General features: G+C 65.3%; 20 protein-coding genes. 14 read left to right on the top strand and 6 right to left on the bottom strand.

The genetic code is table 11. The features are described from left to right. The first annotated feature begins 28 nt into the window (after positions 1 to 28). The 5 genes from GUY37_RS11895 to GUY37_RS11875 all read left to right on the top strand — a co-directional run bounded on the left by GUY37_RS11895 (position 29) and on the right by GUY37_RS11875 (position 4,395). A complete protein-coding gene (locus GUY37_RS11895; RefSeq protein WP_166825918.1) occupies positions 29 to 1,048 on the top strand; it encodes a zinc-dependent alcohol dehydrogenase in 1,020 nt (339 codons plus the stop codon). Positions 1,049 to 1,134: 86 nt separating this feature from the next. Then, a complete protein-coding gene (locus GUY37_RS11890; protein WP_166825915.1) occupies positions 1,135 to 1,518 on the top strand; it encodes a 6-pyruvoyl trahydropterin synthase family protein in 384 nt (127 codons plus the stop codon). Beyond that, entirely contained in the window at positions 1,515 to 2,627 is a 1,113-nt protein-coding gene (locus GUY37_RS11885) for a glycosyltransferase family 4 protein (protein ID WP_166825912.1), read from the top strand. The genes GUY37_RS11890 and GUY37_RS11885 overlap by 4 nt, the downstream gene beginning before the upstream one ends. Beyond that, positions 2,624 to 3,529: a class I SAM-dependent methyltransferase gene (locus tag GUY37_RS11880; protein ID WP_166825909.1), complete on the top strand. Its 906-nt coding sequence runs from the start codon at positions 2,624 to 2,626 to the stop codon at positions 3,527 to 3,529. Before GUY37_RS11885 ends, GUY37_RS11880 begins: the two co-directional genes overlap by 4 nt. Further along, on the top strand, positions 3,526 to 4,395 hold the full coding sequence (locus GUY37_RS11875; RefSeq protein ID WP_166825907.1) for a lysylphosphatidylglycerol synthase transmembrane domain-containing protein: 870 nt from the start codon (positions 3,526 to 3,528) through the stop codon (positions 4,393 to 4,395). Before GUY37_RS11880 ends, GUY37_RS11875 begins: the two co-directional genes overlap by 4 nt. Here GUY37_RS11875 and ribA read toward each other — a convergent pair. Next, positions 4,349 to 5,698, bottom strand: a complete 1,350-nt coding sequence (gene ribA / locus GUY37_RS11870) for a GTP cyclohydrolase II RibA (protein WP_166825904.1) — start codon at positions 5,696 to 5,698, stop codon at positions 4,349 to 4,351. The genes GUY37_RS11875 and ribA overlap by 47 nt on opposite strands. A 28-nt stretch (positions 5,699 to 5,726) precedes the next feature. Next, positions 5,727 to 6,470 carry a CDP-alcohol phosphatidyltransferase family protein gene (locus GUY37_RS11865; protein ID WP_166825901.1) on the bottom strand — a complete coding sequence of 248 codons (744 nt, stop codon included), beginning with the start codon at positions 6,468 to 6,470 and terminating at the stop codon, positions 5,727 to 5,729. Positions 6,471 to 6,732: 262 nt separating this feature from the next. On the opposite strand from GUY37_RS11865, the gene GUY37_RS19225 reads away from it, so the two are divergent. Both GUY37_RS19225 and GUY37_RS11855 read left to right on the top strand, forming a co-directional pair. Further along, the gene (locus tag GUY37_RS19225) at positions 6,733 to 6,876 is read left to right on the top strand and encodes a GPGG-motif small membrane protein (RefSeq protein WP_162835620.1); all 144 of its coding nucleotides are present in this window, start codon (positions 6,733 to 6,735) and stop codon (positions 6,874 to 6,876) included. Positions 6,877 to 6,978: 102 nt separating this feature from the next. Next, positions 6,979 to 7,989 carry a formylglycine-generating enzyme family protein gene (locus GUY37_RS11855; RefSeq protein ID WP_166825895.1) on the top strand — a complete coding sequence of 337 codons (1,011 nt, stop codon included), beginning with the start codon at positions 6,979 to 6,981 and terminating at the stop codon, positions 7,987 to 7,989. A gap of 2 nt (positions 7,990 to 7,991) precedes the next feature. Here GUY37_RS11855 and GUY37_RS11850 read toward each other — a convergent pair whose 3' ends face one another. Beyond that, complete coding sequence (locus tag GUY37_RS11850; protein WP_166825892.1) at positions 7,992 to 8,924, bottom strand: LysR family transcriptional regulator; 933 nt, start codon at positions 8,922 to 8,924, stop codon at positions 7,992 to 7,994. 177 nt (positions 8,925 to 9,101) lie between these two features. Here GUY37_RS11850 and GUY37_RS11845 point away from each other — a divergent pair, with 177 nt between their 5' ends. The 6 genes from GUY37_RS11845 to GUY37_RS11820 all read left to right on the top strand — a co-directional run bounded on the left by GUY37_RS11845 (position 9,102) and on the right by GUY37_RS11820 (position 14,339). Beyond that, the gene (locus GUY37_RS11845) at positions 9,102 to 10,451 is read left to right on the top strand and encodes an MFS transporter (protein ID WP_166825889.1); all 1,350 of its coding nucleotides are present in this window, start codon (positions 9,102 to 9,104) and stop codon (positions 10,449 to 10,451) included. Between the two features lie 10 nt (positions 10,452 to 10,461). Beyond that, positions 10,462 to 10,671, top strand: coding sequence for a hypothetical protein (locus GUY37_RS11840; protein ID WP_166825886.1), 210 nt, complete (start codon positions 10,462 to 10,464; stop codon positions 10,669 to 10,671). Then, positions 10,656 to 10,997 (top strand): cytosine permease, encoded by a 342-nt coding sequence (locus GUY37_RS11835; RefSeq protein ID WP_166825883.1) that lies wholly within the window; start codon positions 10,656 to 10,658, stop codon positions 10,995 to 10,997. Before GUY37_RS11840 ends, GUY37_RS11835 begins: the two co-directional genes overlap by 16 nt. Positions 10,998 to 11,121: 124 nt before the next feature. Next, positions 11,122 to 12,414: a sensor histidine kinase gene (locus GUY37_RS11830; protein ID WP_166825880.1), complete on the top strand. Its 1,293-nt coding sequence runs from the start codon at positions 11,122 to 11,124 to the stop codon at positions 12,412 to 12,414. Then, the gene (locus GUY37_RS11825) at positions 12,411 to 13,061 is read left to right on the top strand and encodes a response regulator (RefSeq protein WP_166825877.1); all 651 of its coding nucleotides are present in this window, start codon (positions 12,411 to 12,413) and stop codon (positions 13,059 to 13,061) included. Before GUY37_RS11830 ends, GUY37_RS11825 begins: the two co-directional genes overlap by 4 nt. A gap of 102 nt (positions 13,062 to 13,163) precedes the next feature. Further along, on the top strand, positions 13,164 to 14,339 hold the full coding sequence (locus tag GUY37_RS11820) for a fatty acid desaturase family protein (RefSeq protein WP_228278160.1): 1,176 nt from the start codon (positions 13,164 to 13,166) through the stop codon (positions 14,337 to 14,339). 43 nt (positions 14,340 to 14,382) lie between these two features. On the opposite strand, the gene GUY37_RS11815 is transcribed toward GUY37_RS11820, so the two are convergent. Both GUY37_RS11815 and GUY37_RS11810 read right to left on the bottom strand, forming a co-directional pair. Then, the gene (locus GUY37_RS11815) at positions 14,383 to 15,210 is read right to left on the bottom strand and encodes an MBL fold metallo-hydrolase (RefSeq protein WP_166825874.1); all 828 of its coding nucleotides are present in this window, start codon (positions 15,208 to 15,210) and stop codon (positions 14,383 to 14,385) included. 106 nt (positions 15,211 to 15,316) lie between these two features. Further along, positions 15,317 to 16,516, bottom strand: a complete 1,200-nt coding sequence (locus GUY37_RS11810; RefSeq protein ID WP_166825871.1) for an ABC transporter permease — start codon at positions 16,514 to 16,516, stop codon at positions 15,317 to 15,319. 65 nt (positions 16,517 to 16,581) lie between these two features. Here GUY37_RS11810 and GUY37_RS11805 point away from each other — a divergent pair, with 65 nt between their 5' ends. Further along, complete coding sequence (locus GUY37_RS11805) at positions 16,582 to 17,211, top strand: TetR/AcrR family transcriptional regulator (protein WP_166825869.1); 630 nt, start codon at positions 16,582 to 16,584, stop codon at positions 17,209 to 17,211. A gap of 13 nt (positions 17,212 to 17,224) precedes the next feature. Here the strand turns inward: GUY37_RS11805 and GUY37_RS11800 are convergent, their stop codons facing one another. Continuing rightward, a complete protein-coding gene (locus GUY37_RS11800) occupies positions 17,225 to 17,971 on the bottom strand; it encodes an MgtC/SapB family protein (protein ID WP_166825866.1) in 747 nt (248 codons plus the stop codon). Positions 17,972 to 18,087: the final 116 nt, after the last annotated feature.

The following is an 18,087-nucleotide window of genomic DNA, read 5'->3' as shown; positions in this document are numbered from 1 at the left end:
AACGCAGGGGCACCTGTACTATCGAGACATGGCTTGGCAGTACTGGACCGAAGCCGCCCGGCAAGGGGGCTGGCGTGAAGTGCCCACCCCGCATGCGAACCCCGACTCAGGGAGCGAGCTGCGGATCACCACCACCGCCTCTGCGGTGTCGAAAGGCACCGAATCACTCGTCCACACCGGGCGCATCCCGGCCCGCGTCGAAAGCCTGATGCGGGCTCCTCAGCAACTCGGAGACTTCCCGTTCCCGGTGTCGTACGGCTACCTCGGCGTCGGCATCGTCGACGAAGGACCGCGGGACTGGATCGGTGCTCGCGTCTTCGGCCTGCTGCCCCACCATTCCCACCACATTGTGACCACCGAGGATGTCCACCTCATTCCCGAGGACATCAGCGATCATCGGGCGCTGTTGGCCGGAGCCGTCGAAACCGGTCTCAACATCCTCTGGCAGCAGCCGCCGCGATTCGCCGACCGCGTCGCCGTCATCGGCGCGGGCATGATCGGCACGGCCACCGCACTGCTGGCCTCCAGAATGCCGCTCGACCGTCTCGAAATCGTCGAAACCGACCCGCCCAGACGCACACTGCTTACCGACCTCGGCCTCACCGCATTCGCGCCGGACGATGCCTCCTCCGACTGCGACCTCGTCATCCACACCTCCGGGAGCCAGGCGGGACTGGCCCGCGGACTCGAAATCACCGGCGACGACGGCACTGTGATCGAAGCATCCTGGTACGGCACCGACAGCCCCAGCGTGCCGCTCGGCGCAGACTTCCACGCCCGCCGACTGAGCATCATCGCCTCACAGGTCGGCGAGGTCGCCGCCGGACACCGAACGCGCCGCACCCGCGCCCAACGGACGAGCGCGGCCCTGGCAGCCCTGAAAGATGACCGCTTCGATTCCCTGATCACCGGTGTCTCCGACTGGACTGAGCTGCCGACGATCATGGACGATCTCAGCGGCGGCAGCGACCGTGACGGCTTCAGCACCAACCTCGCCCGGGCCACTCTCTGTCACATCATCGACTACACCAGCGCCCATACACGCTGACCAGCACTGACCCGATCAATCCCGCACACGGAGACACAGCCGGCTCAGAAGCGCAGAAGCGGTACCCTGACGAAGAGGAGAAGACGATGTTCGGACTCACAGTCAACGACCATGTGATGATCGCCCACAGCCTGCCCGACGAATTCTTCGGGCCCGCCCAAGGTATGCACGGCGCCACCTTGGAAGTTTCGGCCACATTCACCCGCCCGAGTCTCGATGAGCATTCCGTCGTCCTCGACATCGGTGAAGCCATGAGCCTGCTCGACGGCGCACTGACCCCGCTTCGCTATGCGAACCTCGACGAACATCCGGACTTCGCCGGGAGACTGAGCACGACCGAAGCCGTCGCCGAATACATCGGTCAGCGCCTGGCCGCGTCGCTGGCCGACCAGCCCGAGATCGGCATCAGCATCGAGCTGCGGGAGAATCCGCGCGCTGCGATCACCTACACCGTTCCGGAGCGGACGTGAGCCTTCACCTCATCGAACCCGACCTCGGCCGCATCAGTGGGGGAGCGGCGTTCAACAGGGCACTCGCCGAGGCAGCCGGATCCCGGATCGTGCTCCACTCGGTGCCCGGTTTCTGGGCTGAGCCGGGACCAGCCGAGTCAGCAGCCGTGCACGATCTCCTGGCCGCAGTGACCGGCCCCGTCCTCCTCGATGGGCTCATCGCCACCGCTCTGCCCGAATTGATGACCGATCCTGCGCACGAGAACCGCAGAGGGCAGGATCCGCTCATCCTGCTCTTCCATTGTCTGGCAGACGGTGACGACAGTGCCGGTCGCGACCGCGAACGGCAGGTCATCAGCGGCGCACCCGCGGTCATCACCACGAGCCGGTTCACCGCCGCAGGCCTGGAATCCCGATACGGGATCCGCGCCGAGGCGGTCGTGCCCGGAAACCCTGCACGTCCACAGAGCTCAGGCGGTGGTGAAGGCCATGTCGTGTGCATCGGCGCAATCGAGGAGAACAAAGGACAGCTGCTCATCGCCGAAGCCGTGACTGAGCTGATGACGGCGGAATCGGCGCGATCCGACGTCCGGGCGCAGGATGAAGCGGCTGCGGAACAGCCGTGGCGGGTCACCTTCGCCGGCCCCCTCGTGGACGCAGAATACGGCCGCCGCTTGCAGTCGGCGTGCCGTGACCTGCCCGCGGGCAGAGCCGATATCGTCGGAGAACTCGGCCCCGACGAGATCGACGCCTTGTACGGCAACGCCGATCTGCTGTTGCTGCCATCACGCTCGGAAGCCTACGGGATGGTCGTCGCCGAGGCGGCCGCCGCCGGAATCCCCGCCTTCGTCACCGCCGGAACCGGAGCCGAAGAGCCCCTGGGCGCCGGACTCGGTCTACCCCGGACCGTCGGAGCGTGGAGGCAGGCACTGCACCGCTGGCTGACCGACGACCAGTTCCGCACTGAACTTGCCGAATCGGCCCGCCGGAATCGCCCCAACGCCGTTCGCTCCTGGGCCGGCACCGCCGGCGCGGTCGTGCGAATCACCGGCGACCACTCACGTCCGGCCGCGGCGGAACCGCACGGATCGCCCCGCCCGGCGGAAAGAAGGCAGAGGCGCAGCTCGTGACTGCGGCCGAATCCGACTGGCTGGATCTGCGCCGTCCCGTCGATGACGCGGCACGCCGGGAGTCGCTGCATCTGTTCGATCATGCAGTCGCCCGTCTGAGCGCAGAAACAGAGTCGAACACGAAGTCACTGCTCGCTGTCGACATCGGGGCCGGCACCGGAAACTCGGCGCTGTGGTTCGACACCGCTCTGCGCACTCGCCTGCCCGACTGGGAGATCAACTGGATCCTCCTCGACTCCGACCAAGCCTCCCTCGACCTTGCGGCAACGGCACTTCCGCACGCACGTACGATCTGCGCCCCGATCGCCGCGTTCCCGACTCTCAGTGCTGAGCTGCTCTCCGCATCGGAATTCCATGGATCTCAGCTTCTGCTCACCTGCAGTGCCCTCCTCGACGTCCTCACCGAAACAGACCTCATCGCCGTTATCCGCTCTCTCAAAGACCACGACGGCCTCGGGCTGTTCCTGCTCAGCATCGTCGACGGGTGGGAACTCGACCCGGTCCATCCGTACGACGCAGTCATCGATGCAGCTTTCACCGCCCACCAGCACCGCGACGGCAGGCTCGGTCACCACGCACCCGAACGCCTCATGAGGCTGGCCCGCAGACACGGACTCACCGCAGTCGAGGGCCCCAGTCCCTGGCGTCTCGCGGCTCCAGCCGACCGGACCTTCCTCAGCAGATTCCTCTCCGAACGTCTCGACGCTGCCCTCGACGAGGACCCTGCGCTCGCCACAGCCGCACGCGACTGGTGGTCACAACGGCAGGCGCAGCTGGACTCGGGACTGAGCGTCAGGGTCGACCACCTCGATGTGCTCATCGACGCTGCAGACCGTGCACGCGGTCGGGAGCCCCCAACGGTTCGTGCGACCACCCCACCGACCGGGACAGAGGTGTCGTGACCTGGACGAAGAGGGCTCTCATGCTCGCCATCACCGTCGCGCTGCTGGTGCTGACGGTAAGAGTCGTCGGCGCCCAAGCCCTCGTGGACGGATGGAAGGTCCTCAACGTCTGGACAGTCCTGGCCGCACTCGCCTGCGGATTCATCATGACCGGCGCTCAGGCGCTGCGCTGGACACTGCTGCTCGCACACAGAGGCACTTCCATCACCTGGTCACGGGCGCTCGCCGACTGCTACTCCTCGTCACTGCTGAATATGGTCCTGCCCGGCGGGCTCGGCGGCGATGTGGCCCGAGTCGCCGTCTACCGGCACACCGGGGCGAAGAAATGGCTGTCACCGGTGGCTGCTGTCGGCGCCGAACGGCTGAGCACGACGACGCTGCTCTTCGCCACCGCCTCCCTCAGCCTCATCGACGTCTCCGGCCGACTGGCACTCATGGCCGCAGCCGTCGCCGTGACGACCCTGGCCATCTCCGTGTGCGGAATGCGCGGAATGGACTGGCGGCGCAGCTTCGCCATCTGGTTGTCCTCGGTCCTGGGCATGGCAGCCCTCTTCGTGCTCTTCCTCATCGCCATGGCGGCACTCGGGGGACCCGTCGTGCCGGTGCTCGCGGTCGTCGGACTCGCCGCGATGAGCATCCCGATCGGCGTCGGCGGTTGGGGCGTGCGCGAACTCAGCGTCAGCCTCATCGCAGCCGGAATCTCGGTATCGATGGAAACCGCGGTGACAGCCTCGACCGGCTACGGGCTGCTCGCGGTGATCTCCACCCTGCCCGGAATCGTCACAGTATGGACTGCGGGGACTCGACAGAAGCGTGCTCCTACATGTTCGGACTCGGTTGCGAATGAGCAACCGAAGCCCGACTGAGCAGATACTCGGTGCACATATCTTCTCCGAGTTCGAACCGACGGAACGGTGTCCGCAGAGCCTGCGCCATCACCTCGGACCCGTGGAAGCGGATGCCCGGCACCCCATCGCCGATGAAGACCGGAGCGGTGGTGAGGAACAGACGGTCGAGAGCACCCGCGGCAAGAAATGACGAGACCGTGCGTCCGCCGCCCTCGACGAGGATGGACCCCGCCACTTGGCCGCGGATGACGGCGATGATGTCCTGTGGGGACGCCGCTGGGGGAAGGCGGACCACACGGACGTGGTCACCGACATTCGCACGGGGAGTCGCCTCGGCGCCGATCATCCACACGGTCGGTGTCGGGCCGGTGCTCAGCACCGTCGAAGTGACCGGAACACGGGCGTGCGGATCGAGGACGAAGCGGACCGGGTCGGCGCCGGGCACCGCACGCACGGTCAGCTGCGGATCATCGGCGATGACGGTCTGGGCGCCGACGAGGACGGCGGCCACGTGTGCTCGGATCCGGTGCAGATGGGTCCGATCCGTGGATCCGGAGACGAAGCAGGCATCGCCGGTGCGAGTCGCGATGAACCCGTCCTGACTCTGTGCGAGTTGGGCGACGACCTCTTCGTTCGCAGCCAGAGCTGCGTAGATGTCCGCGTCGACTCCGGGCAGCTGCGCACTCGATTCCTCTGTATCCGTTTCAGGCGGGGCATCGTGGTTCATCCGCAGCCGTTTGCTGGTGAGATAGGCGCTGTTCTCTGGTCGGTCGGCCACTGGCAGCCGAACACGGGAAACCACCTCGACGCCCAATTCCTCGAGAGCATGCTGTTTGCTCGGATTCGAGGTCAGCAGCCGAATGCGCGGGCAGCCGAGCTCACGCAGAATCGCTGCCGCCGCAGTGTAGTCACGGGAGTCGTCGGGCAGACCGAGTGCACGATTGGCGCTGACAGTGTCCATGCCCTCGTCCTGGAGCGCATACGCCTGCAGCTTCGCGGCCAGTCCGATTCCGCGGCCTTCATGCTCGGCCATATAGACGAGCATTCCATGCCCCTCGGAGGCGATCGCGGCCAACGCGGCACCGAGCTGGTCCCCGCAGTCGCACCGATGCGAACCCAGAGCATCACCGGTGAGGCATTCGCTGTGCACCCGGACCAGCGGTGAGTCACAACCGGCAGGGTCGCCCATCATCATGACCGCATGGGTGACTGTGTCGAGAGTGAACGACCTGATGGCGAACATCCCATGCTCCGTGGGCAGCGAACTCACCGGGCCCGCCACCAGGCGTTCGGAGCCGGTGGGGGTACGCGTCGAAGTCATGCCAGCAGTATAGGAGGGCCGATGGTGGTCACTGTGCATGTCGCTCGAGCCAGACGATATCGCGGCCGAACGACCAGGTGAGCGCGGTCAGGGCCAGCCCGGTCGCCCCGAAGCCCATCCATTCGTGGGCTTGGGCCAGGGGAGAGGCGGCCGTGATGAGAAGGATGCCCTGCGCCGCAGCCACCACCTTGCGCATCCGCGAAAACGGCAACCTCTGCTGCCACCGGGGACGGAACCCTGTGATGAAGCGGAAGGCGTAGTAGTACAGGCCCGGCAATGCCGTCCACCACCCCCACATCGAGACGAGGGCGAGCGCGAGAATGAGGATGAACAGGGCATCGACCGTTTCGTCGAATCCGGCTCCCGCCTCGGTGACCTGGGTACGGCGGGCAACGAATCCGTCGAGCCCGTCGAGGACGAGAGCGAGTGAACCGATGATCACGGCGGACCAGTCCAGACCGGGCTGTGAGTGGATGATCAGGCAGGTGCAGACGACGATCAGACCCAGTCGGCAAGCTGTGACCGTATCGGCCGGCGTCCACGGCCGACCCCGACGCAGGCGCGGAACGACACCGATTGCCGCGACTGCGACCACGGCGAGTACCGTCACCAGGGCAGGGTTGAGAAGCACGGAGACGATCGCCGAGGCGGCCAAAAGAGACGCTGCCACGATCCCGCTGCGTACGGCACCGTTCAGCGGGCCGGTCCCGATTCCGGTACCTCCGGAGCCGGTGCCTGCGCTGGCAGCGGCGGCGGTCCGTGGCTGGGTCACAACAAGCTCTCTTCCTCAAGTGTCGGCAGGCGTGCCTGCCGGTGTGATCGACGTGACGGTCCCTCAGCTTTCACCCTAGACGATGTCGGCTGGGATAGGCAGAAAGGAGGGTATCGGTGGGGCGGGAGTCACCGTGAGAGTCATGGCCCGGTCACGATCGCGAACGAACCGGCGTGTTGGCGAAGAAGGCCGTACTTCGTCCGTTCTTCTGTGCAAGGATGAACCCACCTCGACCGAGGCTCCCTCAAGTCAAGGAGCAATCATGGCTTTCATTCTCTGGATCATCGCGGCGATCCTCGTCATCTCCGGCATCTTCGCGATCTTCCGCAAACAGCTGCTGTGGGGCATCGTCCTCATCGTCGTCGGCTGCCTCGTCGGCCCCGGCGGAGTCAGCCTCTTCACCTGACCGACAGGACCCGGACTGTCCCCGGCATCGGCCGACGTCATAGGGTGATCCCAGAGTCCGCACCGCACAGAGTCGGACCCGGTACGAAAGGGGCACCCACACGTGACGAAGAGCGGAGATCACAGCGCCGCCGGGGCGCAGAATGGCCACTCGTGCTGCGCTCCCGCGACCATCCGCGCCGAGGCGGGGGACAGTCATCCAACGAACCTTGCGGCTGGTCCTGCCGTGAGTTCCGAGTCGAACCCTGAGTTCAGCTTCGACTTCGTCTCCGTCGGCGGCAGCTTCGATATGGGTGATCCCTTCGGTGACGGGCATCCTGCCGATGGCGAGGGACCACGTCACCGGGTCGACCTCACCGAATTCGAGATCGCGACGACGAGCGTGACGAACGACGATTTCGCCCGGTTCGTCGCTGACACCGGTTTCGTTACGACGGCGGAACGCCTGGGCACCTCGGCGGTGTTCGCCATGCTCTTGGAGACCAATCCGGGAGCGCGAGCTCATGTGCTCGGGCAGGCCCCGGGCGTGCCCTGGTGGGTCGAAGTCTCCGGCGCGAACTGGGCAGCACCCGAAGGCCCCGGATCCACCATCGACGACCGGAGAGACCATCCCGTCGTCCACATCAGCTGGGACGATGCCCGCGCCTATTGCGTGTGGTCCGGCACTCGGCTGGCGAGCGAGGCCGAGTGGGAGTTCGCCTCCCGCGGTGGCCTCAAGGGCCGTCGCTATCCGTGGGGCAACCGGCTGCTGATCGACGGGGAGTGGAACTGCAATATCTGGCAGGGCGAATTCCCGCGCACGAACACTCTCGACGACGGGTTCGTCGGCACCGGACCGGCCCGACACTTCGCCCCCAACAGTCTGGGCCTGTTCAACACCGTCGGCAATGTGTGGGAATGGTGCGCCGACTGGTTTGCCCGCGACTACTACCAGCATTCCCCGCAGTCCGATCCGCGCGGCCCGGACAACGGAGACAAGCGGGTCATGCGCGGTGGATCCTTCCTGTGCCACGACTCCTACTGCAATCGCTATCGAGTGGCCGCCCGCTCCTCGAACACACCGGATTCCTCGGCCTCGAACATCGGCTTCCGAGTCGTCCGAGAAGCGCTCTGAGGTCAGTCCCTGAGTTCCGCCTCGAGGCGGCCCATCAGATGCTTCGTCTCGATCGACAGCGTCTCGAGAGCGAAAGCCACTGTCTCACGGGCACCTGCTCCGGTCCGAGTCACGGCCGTGATGTGTCGTGACGGGGCATTGTCGCCGCTGATCGGGATTCGGCGCACCGGGTGGAGATCCTGCGACCGCGACATCCTCGAGGCCACACACACTCCGAAGCCGCCGTGGACGAGCGCGGTTCCCGTGTTCCAGTCATCGGCGAAATGCCCGATGCGGGGCGCGAATCCGGCCGCCGCACAGCTGGCCATGACGAGCTGGTGGTAGCCGGTGCCGGGCCTGCCCAGAATCCACGTCTCATCGACGGTGTCGGCGATCGTGACCGATGCGCGGTCTGCCAACTGGTGATCGAGAGGAACCATGAGGTCGAGCGGATCGTCGATGAGGAAGTGGTGGCTGAATCGATCGTCGCCGCCGGCGGGAATGTCAGGTGCTGCGACGACGATGCCGACATCGGCATCTCCGGAGAGCAGGTAGTCGAAGCATTCACTGGGTTCGGCCTCGATCGTCTGCGTCTGCATATGCGGGAACTGCTCATTGAGAGCCCGCATCGTCGGCGGCAGGAGCAGGCTGGCGGCAGTGGAGAAGCCACACAGACCCAACGAGCCGGACACCGTCTCGGAGAACCGACCGAGATCGGCCAGCGCCTTCTCCCATTCCGCCGACATGACATCGACATGACGCAGCAGGGCCTCGGCTGCCGGGGTGAGCCTGACGTTGCGTCCGTGCTGTTCGAGCAGGGTCACTCCGAGCTCCGCGGCGAGCTGTTTGACCTGATGAGACACCGTCGACGGCGAGTAGCGCAGCGAATGCGCCGCGGCAGTGACCGTGCCGTGTCGTTGGATCATGCTCAACATGGTGAGCCGACTGTCGATCATGCGGTCCTATCGAATGGTTACGTGGAATTTCTTACGATAGACAACAATACTCTCTTGGTTTCATCATGGAACCGACAGGGCTCGGCGAATGGTCTCCAGGGCCCGCAGAGCAGACTCGGGGTCCCGCTCGTGGTCCCCGACAACGCAGGCGATGATGTGAAGAGATGGAGGTTCCGTTTGGCTGAGAACGCACATATCAGAGGGACGAGGCGACAGCTGTGGTTCGGTGCGCTGGTCCTGCTCGTCCTCTCGGCCGCCGCGAACATGGCCAGCCCTCTGTATCCGCTGCTGCAAGAGGCCCACGGAATGTCCGAGTCCATGATGACTGCGCTCTACGCGACCTACGTGTTCAGCTGTCTGCCGTCGCTTTTGCTGTTCGGATCTGCGGCAGACACCTTCGGGCGCAAGCCGGTGCTGCTGGCCGCGATCGGGCTGGTCGGTTTCGGCACCGCGATCTTCGGGCTCGAGACTGCGGGATCCGCAGGACTGTTCACCGGCAGGGCGCTGGTCGGCATCGGACTCGGGCTGGGCACAGGTGCCGGTATCGCCCTGATGGTCGAGGCCTCACCGGCGCGGAGGGTCCGGTTGGGGTCGACGCTGGCGACGATCTCATTCGTCTTGGGGTCGGGGCTCGGTCCGATACTCGCGGGAGTCGTCTCATCGTTGTCGACGTCGCCGCTCGTTCTGCCTTTCCTCGTCATGATGGTCCTGATCGTCATCGTCATGGTCCTCATTGCGATGATGCCGCTGCAGCGGCCGATCACTCGGCAGCGGTGGAGGCCGACATGGTCATCCGTGCCGGGCGCAATGCGCACGAGCTTCAACATCGCCGCGCTGACCGGTTTCATCGGCTGGACGGCGCTCGGGCTCTTCCTCGCTCTGCTGCCGTCGATGGCGCAGTCGATCATTCCGAACTCGGGAACACTGACCTCCGGCATCATCGTCGGCTCGGTCCTGGTCGTCTCGGCTGCGAGCCAGCTGGTGGCGCCGACGCTCCGCCCCCGGGCGGCACAGACCCTGGGGCTGACGCTCATGGGGCTCGGTGCGGCGCTCCTGCTGGGATCGAATCTCCCGGAGATCAGCCCCTCGGCGGTGAAGGTCATCATGGTGTTCGCGGCCGTGGCCACGGGCGTCGGGCACGGGCTGAGTTACTGGGGAGCCAATCGGGAGATCGACGTTCTCACTCCTCCGAAGAATCGTGCCGGCATATCCGCGGCACTCTATCTCGCCTTCTACGCCGGGGCCGGTGCGCCCGCTGTCATCGTCGGGGTGCTGGCGCTGGGCATGCCGTTGGTCATCGGCACGATGATCTTCACCTTGGCACTGCTGCTGGCGACGATCGTCACGATTCCTGTGCCCAGTCTGTCCCAGACGGTGATTCGGCAGTCGAAGACCGAGCGTGCGGTGACGAACAGCGAGCCCGAGGCTGCTCTCGGCGTCGTCGAGGCAGGGCGGTTCGACGACGGAGACGACACTTCGATCCGCGGCAGAGGGACCGCCTCGGCCGAGCGCACGGCCGCCCGATAGACTGCAAGTCATGTCGAGAATCACCTGTCCCGAACTGAGCACGAAGACCGCCACCGCTGCGGAAGCGGCCCGCCACATCGACAATGGCCAACGCGTGGCCATGAGCGGTTTCACTGGTTCGGGGTACCCGAAGGCAGTGCCGGGGGCAGTGGCCGCACGCGCTCGCGCCGCACACGACCGGGACGAAGACTTCCGTGTCGAACTGTGGACGGGAGCCTGATCGGAGCCCTCTTCGTCCCCGTCTTCGCCATCCTCATCGTCGACTACTACATCATCAAACGCCGCGCCTACTCACTCGACATCCTCAAGGACTCCGGCGGCATCTACTCCTACACTCGCGGAATCAATTGGGTGGCCGTCGGCGTGTGGGTCCTCGGCGCACTGGCCTCCTATGTGCTCACCTACGCCTATCCGAGCCCGATCGGAGCGACGATCCCGTCCTTCGCCATCTCCTTCGTCCTCTACCTCGCGTTGTCCTGGGGCAGCCGAGCCAAGTTCGCGGGAACAGAACACGCGCACCTGGCGGACGGGATCCGCGGAAGCTGAACGGGGTGTTCTCGGTTCCGGACCGGGAACTGACCACCATGTGCCGTTCCCAGGTGATGAGTCAGTCCACGCGCTATGATCGCAACGGTCGGCCGGAATCACAGAAGGGAACCCGGTGTCTGTGATGGTCACAAAAGTCTTCGACAGGTTCATGCCGCCGAACCGTCGACTCAACCCCGAGGCTCTGGCCTGGGTCGCGGTGATCTTTCTTGCCATCGTCATGCTGGCGGTGGAATCGTCGATCGCCGTCTCGGTCAACGATGCTTCCGTCGCACTGGCTTTCGTCGTCACCATCGTCCATGTCGGATCCATGCCGCTGTCCATGCTGCGCCCGCTCTTCGGCACGCTCATGTCGATCGCCGCCTGCACGGTGCTGCCGCTGCTGGGGCCCCACGTGTCCGGGGTGCCGTGGCCGTGGATGGTTCCGATGATGATCACTCAGATCGTCATCATCCTCATCATCGGACTCCGCGCCCACTGGGGAGTGGCGCTGGCGGCTCTGCTCGGCGGCATCGCAGGCTCGGCGGCCGCAGTGCTCATCACTCATCTCTTCGTCGCAGACACCCGCACCGATGGCGCGGTCGTCAACATCCTCATCTACTCCTGCATCGCCGGCGGCGTCTACCTCGCCGCAGTCATCGTCCAGCAGTGGCAGCTCATCCGCTCCCAACTGGTTCAGGAGAAGGAGAACACTGCGGAAGAGCACTCCAAACGAGTGACCATCGAGGAGAAAGCCCGCATCGCCCGGGAACTCCACGACATCGTCGCCCACAGCATGTCGATCATCAACATCCAGGCCTCCAGTGCACCGTTCCGCCATGCCGGAATCGACACCGAGGTGGCCAAAGAGTTCGAAGACATCTCCACCTCCGCCCGCACCGCACTGACCGAGATGCGCGGACTGCTCAGCGTCCTGCGCAACGAGGAAGGCGGAGGAGAACTGGCACCGCAGCCGAACTTCTCCGACATCGATCCGCTCATCGACAAGGCCCGACAAGCGGGAGTGAAGGTCACCGTGGAACGCAGCGGCGAACCGATCGACCACCTCATGCGCGACAGCACCGGACTCGCCGGCTATCGCATCATCCAAGAAGCCCTGAGCAATGCAATCCGCCACGCCCGCAACTCCGCCATCGCCATCCGCATCCGCGGCGGCGGCTCAGCCGTCTGGATCAGCGTGACCAACGACCACGGCGACGGCCCTGGCGAAGCGGCGAAGCATGACAAGCACAGCCGACAAGGACTGATCGGCATGCGCGAACGCGCAGCCTCGGTGGGTGGGGAGATCCGCAGCGGAGCCACAGTCGACGGAGGCTTCGAAGTCGAAGCAGTGCTGCCGCTGGTGCCCCGCGAATCCCTCGCCGACAGCAGCGATCAGAGCACAGGCAGACCGATCACGGACGAGGAGACCCCATGATCAGGATCGTCATCGCTGATGATCAGGCGATGGTGCGCGCCGGCTTCGCCGCACTGTTGAGCGCTCATGCTGATATCGAAGTCATCGGACAGGCCGAAGACGGTGCGCACTGTGTGGACCTCGTCGCCGACCTTGCCCCCGATATCGTCCTCATGGACGTCCGGATGCCCCTGATGGACGGAATCGAAGCGACCCGCATGATCGTCGCTGCGAAAGCCGAGCCCCGGATCATCATGCTCACCACCTTCGATATCGACGACTATGTCTTCGACGCCATCCGTGCAGGAGCCAGCGGGTTCCTCCTCAAGGACGCCCCACCCGATGAACTCGCCGAGGCGGTCCGCATCGTCGCCGGAGGCGAAGCGCTCCTGGCCCCGAGCGTGACCAAACGGGTCATCGAACACTTCGCCACCGGCGGGCAGCAGCCCAGCCGCACGGCCCTGCCCGAACTCACCGACCGGGAACGCGAAATCCTCATCCAGGTCGCTCGCGGAGCCTCGAACACCGAGATCGCAGCGATCCTGCACATCGCCGTGCAGACCGTGAAAACCCACGTCTCGCGGATCCTGTACAAACTCGACGCCCGTGACCGCGCCCAAGCTGTCATCGCCGCCTACGAATCCGGCCTCGTCATCCCCAGCAGCTGAATCCGCCCACCGCCTCACCGCGGACCCCCTACCCGAGTAGGGGGTGAAGAACGGCTCCCAGGGGTGACGAAAGACCGGTCCGACATCCCTACGGTGGGAATCATGAACCCATCTGACCTCATGACCCCCGAACCGTCCACCTCAGCCGCGACCGCTCTGTCGACTCCGGCACCCGATCGGGCAGCCCGGGCCGCAGTGCTCGAACGCAGGAGGGCCAGAAGGGGAACCGCCGAACAGGAATTCACCAGCGACTTCAGTGCACTGATGGCTCAGGTCAAAGAAGCGGGTCTCCTGGCCAGGCGACCGGGCTGGAACACGATGCGCTTCGTGCTCCTCGGCCTCGGTTACGTCGTGTCCTTCGGAATGCTCTTCCTCATCGGTGAGAGCTGGTGGCAGATGGCCACCGCAGTCGTCTTCGGCGCACTGTTCACCCAGACCGCCTATGTCGCCCACGACGCAGCGCACCGCCAGATCTTCACCAACGGAAAGACAGGGGAGTGGGTGTCGACGATCATCGGCAACCTCTTCATCGGGCTCAGCTACGGATGGTGGCTGAAGAAGCACAATGCGCTTCACCACGCCAATCCGAACAAGGCCGGAGTCGACGGCGACATCGCTCCCGGCGCCCTCGTCTTCGTCGCCGAGGATGCCCGGCAGCGCACTGGGTTCGCCAAATGGTTCGCCGCCCGTCAGGGCTGGTTCTTCCTGCCCCTGCTGACCCTGGCCGGTCTGCAGCTGCACGTCGAATCCGTCAAAGCCATCGCCCGGGGGCAGTCCTCGATCAAACGCCGTTGGATCGAGGGCGTCTTCATCGGAATCCGCCTCATCGGGTTCCCCGCGCTCGCCATCTGGGCGGCAGGCCCCCTCATCGGCAGCGTCTTCTTCCTCGTCCAGCTCGCCGTCTTCGGTGTGCACATGGGCGGTTCCTTCGCCCCCAACCACAAGGGCCAGCCGATCGTTCCCAAAGATGTGAAGATCGACTTCCTGCGTCGTCAGACGCTGATGTCACGCAATATCTCCGGCGGTCGTTTCATGGGATTCCTCATGGGCGGGCTGAACTATCAGATCGAACACCATCTGTTCCCGAGTATGCCGAGCGTCAACCTGCACCGGGTGCAGCCGATGGTCCGCGAATACTGCCGCCAGAAGGACATCACCTACACCGAGACGACTCTGCTCGAGTCCTATAGGATCATCATCGCCTACCTCAACCGGGTCGGCCTCGGCGAAGCCGATCCCTTCGACTGCCCTGTCACCGCGCAGTTCCGGTCCCGCTGACGGTGACACATGCAGTACCGTACCCGCTGGCAAGAGGAGAACTTCAGGTGAGATGATCGTGGGCGCCGGAGACCCATTCGGCATAGCGTTCGGCCGAGGTCTGTACCGCTGCGTGGGCTCCTGAACCGATCGACTGGCCGAAGTTGCCGTACATGCGGGCGAAGTCGAGATCGACCACCGAGGCGGCGATACGCCTGACGACCGCTGCGGACAGGGGCAGATAGTTCGGGAAGCTACGCATGAACGTCACCCACCCCGACCGGGCCACCGGACCGATGGAATCCCCGCTGAGCATGACGCCGGTGCCGTCGGCACCCGTCCACACCGCCACCGCACTGCCCGGGAAATGGCCGCCGGTGCGTCGGAGCCTCACTCCCGGCACCGGCACCGCCTCGTGGAAATAGGAGCAGATCGCGGGACCGGGCCGCTGCACCCAATCGAGGTCGGACCGGCACACGAAGACGGGAGCATCGTCGAAGGCGGCACTCCATTCCATCTGCGTGCCGAACATATGCGGGTGACTGGCGGCGATGGCCGCAACTCCGCCGAGGTCTTGGACCGCCGCGACCGCCTCGGCGTCGATGTAGGCGGGCACGTCGAAGAGCACATTGCCGGAATCGGTACATGCCAGATAACAGGTCTGCCCGATCCCGAACTTCGGTTCGACGCGGATGGCGAAGAGGCCCGGTTCGCGCTCCGTGGTGCTGACGCGATGGCCCTCGGATTCGAGTTCCGCCCGAGTCGTCCACTGTTGGCCGGAGGCGGGAACCCACTGCCGGTCGTCCTCGCAGATCGGACACAGCTCGGGCGGCGGTGTCGTCGTCTCCACCCCGCAGGTGCGGCAGATCGTCACATCGCTCAATTCCACCATGTCATCCTCTCGGTCTCACAGGTGAAACCACAGACTCCCACCGAGCCTAGTCCTCGCAGGAAACGATGACCAGGGTCGGTGGGAGTCGACTCGGCGGTACGGCTCGTCAGTGGGCGGCCGCGTGCGCCTTCCGGTGGGCGATGACATGGCCGACGAGGATGAGGGCGATGCCCACGGCCAGCCACGCGCTGAGCACCCACCACTGGAGAGCCATGGGCGCGTCCGGGAAGTACGAGAGGTCGCGCAGCAGAGTGCCCGCCGCACCCGGGACGAAGAACTGTCCGATATCGCCCCAGGAGCCGGCGAGGAACTCCTTCGGCTGATTGAGTGAGGCGATCGGATTGCCGATGAGCATGGTGAGCACCGCGCCGATGGCGATGCCTGCAGGACCGATGAGAGAGACGAAGCCGTTGATCAGGCCGACCGTGGCTGCGATCGACAGTCCGATCGCCAGCGCGTTGATCGTGAAGCTCCCCTGCAGGATGCCGAACCAGGTCTGCATGATGAGTGCCAGGGCCAGTCCGCCGACGACCCCGTAGACGATGGTGCCGACCATGCGCATCCGCCGTGAGCGGATTCCCATGCTGGTGAGCACACCGCCGACGATTCCGCCGAGAGTCAACGGCAGGCCCGCGATCGCCAGTCCCGCACCGGAGGGGTCGTCATCGGTCAGCGGCACAACGTCGGTGATCGTCACCTGCGGCACCTCCGTCGCCGAGGCGGCCGGATCGGACCCGTCCTTCGCAGAGTCGCCCTGTGTCGGGGCCTGACCGGCGGCACCGGCCTCCAGGGTCTTCTGCATCTGCTCCTGCATCTTCTTCGTGCCTTCCTGGAGACCGGAGATTGCCTGCTGGTCGATGCTGTGCTGCATCTGAGCGCCGATTCCGCTGAGTTGCTGGGCGACGGCAGGGGAGGCGGCCGTGGCGATGAGGATCTCCGGTTCGTCCTCGAGGACGAAGGCTCCGTAGACCTCACGCTCCTCGATGAGCCGAACGGCATCGGCGCGGGAGTCGACGGGCTTGAGGTCGAGCATGCCGTCGGGGGCGTTCTGAGCGATCTGGTCGATCTGCTCGTCGTCGCCGACCGCGGCGATCGGCAGATCCTTGGGGTCCGAGGTCACGGTCGGCCAGCTGAAGGCCAGCAGCACGAGGCTGACGACGGCGGCGGCGAGAACGGCGACGAGGAGCGCCCGCGGCAGCTGCAGCGAGGAGGCCGATGGCTCCTGTGCGTTCCGGTCCGGCTCCGCGTCGTCGGGGGCCTGGTGCGAGTGCTTCCTCGCACCACGACTGAGGATCTTCGTCGGCATGTCTGTCCAATCATCGAAAACGAATACTCGTTCATTATGAAACCATCGGGTACGATACATCAAGAATGATCATTCGTTTTTTTGGGGGAGATGTGCCGAAGGTCACCGAGGAGCACAAGAGCGCGATGCGCGCCAGGATTCAGGATGCGGCTCTGGCCTGCTTCGCTCGCAGAGGATTCGCCGGTGCGTCGATGGCCGACATCGTCAAGGAGGCCGGGCTGTCGGCAGGGGCTGTCTACGTCTACTACGCGTCGAAGGCCGAGCTCATGATCGACGTCGCCCGCAGGGTGATGGAGCCGCGTATGGCGGTGCTCGAGACGGCCAGGTCCGAAGGTGAGGTGACGGCGCCTGCCGAGGTGTTCGTCGAACTCATCGATTCCCTGCTCATCGACAATCCGTTCTCATCGGTCATGGTTCAGGTGTGGGGTGAAGCTTCATACGACGCCGAGTTCGCAGAGTTCGCCAGCGGGATCTTCGAATCCCTCATCGCGGAATTCGCCGCCTACCTCGCCGCCTACCTGCAGGATCAGCGAGGCGTGGACGCCGAATCGGCCCAGGCTCGTGCCTCTGTGATGGTTCCGGGGCTGCTGGCCATGATCCAAGGCGCCGTTGTCCAGGCGACGGTTTTCGGGGAATCCTCCCGGCTGCGAGTGCGGGCCGGAATCGCGGAGGTGCTCTCCCGCGTCGAATTCTGAGCCGATCTGCTGCTCAGACGGAGTCGCCGTCGTCATCGACCGAATGGACGTGGTCTTCTCGCATGCTCACAGTGTCGACTCCGCTCAGCTCCATGAGCGGGGCCACGAGCATGTGCAGAGGCCGTTTGCCGTCGAACCTCACCTCGACCCGCACCATCCGCGTGCCGTCGGCGGTCTCGAAGCGCCGCGAATCCACGATGGTGTTCGAAAACCCCATCCGGCCGGCGAGGGCGAGGATCTCCCGGAGGACTCCCTCTCCGTCGCGGTAGGACACCCGCAGCAGTTTGCGGTGGTCGCTGTCGGGGATCTTGCGGACCAGAGGCGCGATGACGAAGAGCGTGAACAGGTGAAGAGCCGTGAGCATCGCCGCCAAGAGCAGCATTCCCGCGCCGCAGGCCATACCGACGGCCGCCGTGACCCAGATCGTCGCGGCGGTGGTCAGGCCGCGGACCATGTTCCGCCCCTTGAAGATGACTCCTGCGCCGAGGAAGCCGATCCCGGAGACGATCTGCGCAGAGATCCGTGATGGGTCGAGACGGACATCGTTCTCCAGCACTCCCGCGAACCCGTACGCGGAGACCAAGGTGAAGGCGCAGGTGCCGATGCCCACGAGCACATGGGTGCGGTACCCGGCCGCCTTCTGCCTGAACTGTCGTTCGAAGCCGATGAACGAACACAGGACGAAACTGGCCAACAGCAGACCGGCCTCGAGCATGCCGGTGCTGCCCAGGATGTTCTCAAGCGACGAGGAGTTGATCATAGTGACTTCACCATAGCCCCGAACCCGCCGAATAAGACCCCTAGTTGCTACCTGACGGCGGCGCAGCAACCTCGCGCGAGGTTGCTGCGCCGCCGTCAGGTAGCAACTAGGGGCGG

The sequence above is a fragment of the Brevibacterium limosum genome (genome assembly GCF_011617705.1).
Classification (GTDB): Bacteria; Actinomycetota; Actinomycetes; order Actinomycetales; family Brevibacteriaceae; genus Brevibacterium; species Brevibacterium limosum.
Note: the sequence above shows the minus strand (reverse complement) of the source record. Positions and strands in the feature narration are given on the sequence as shown.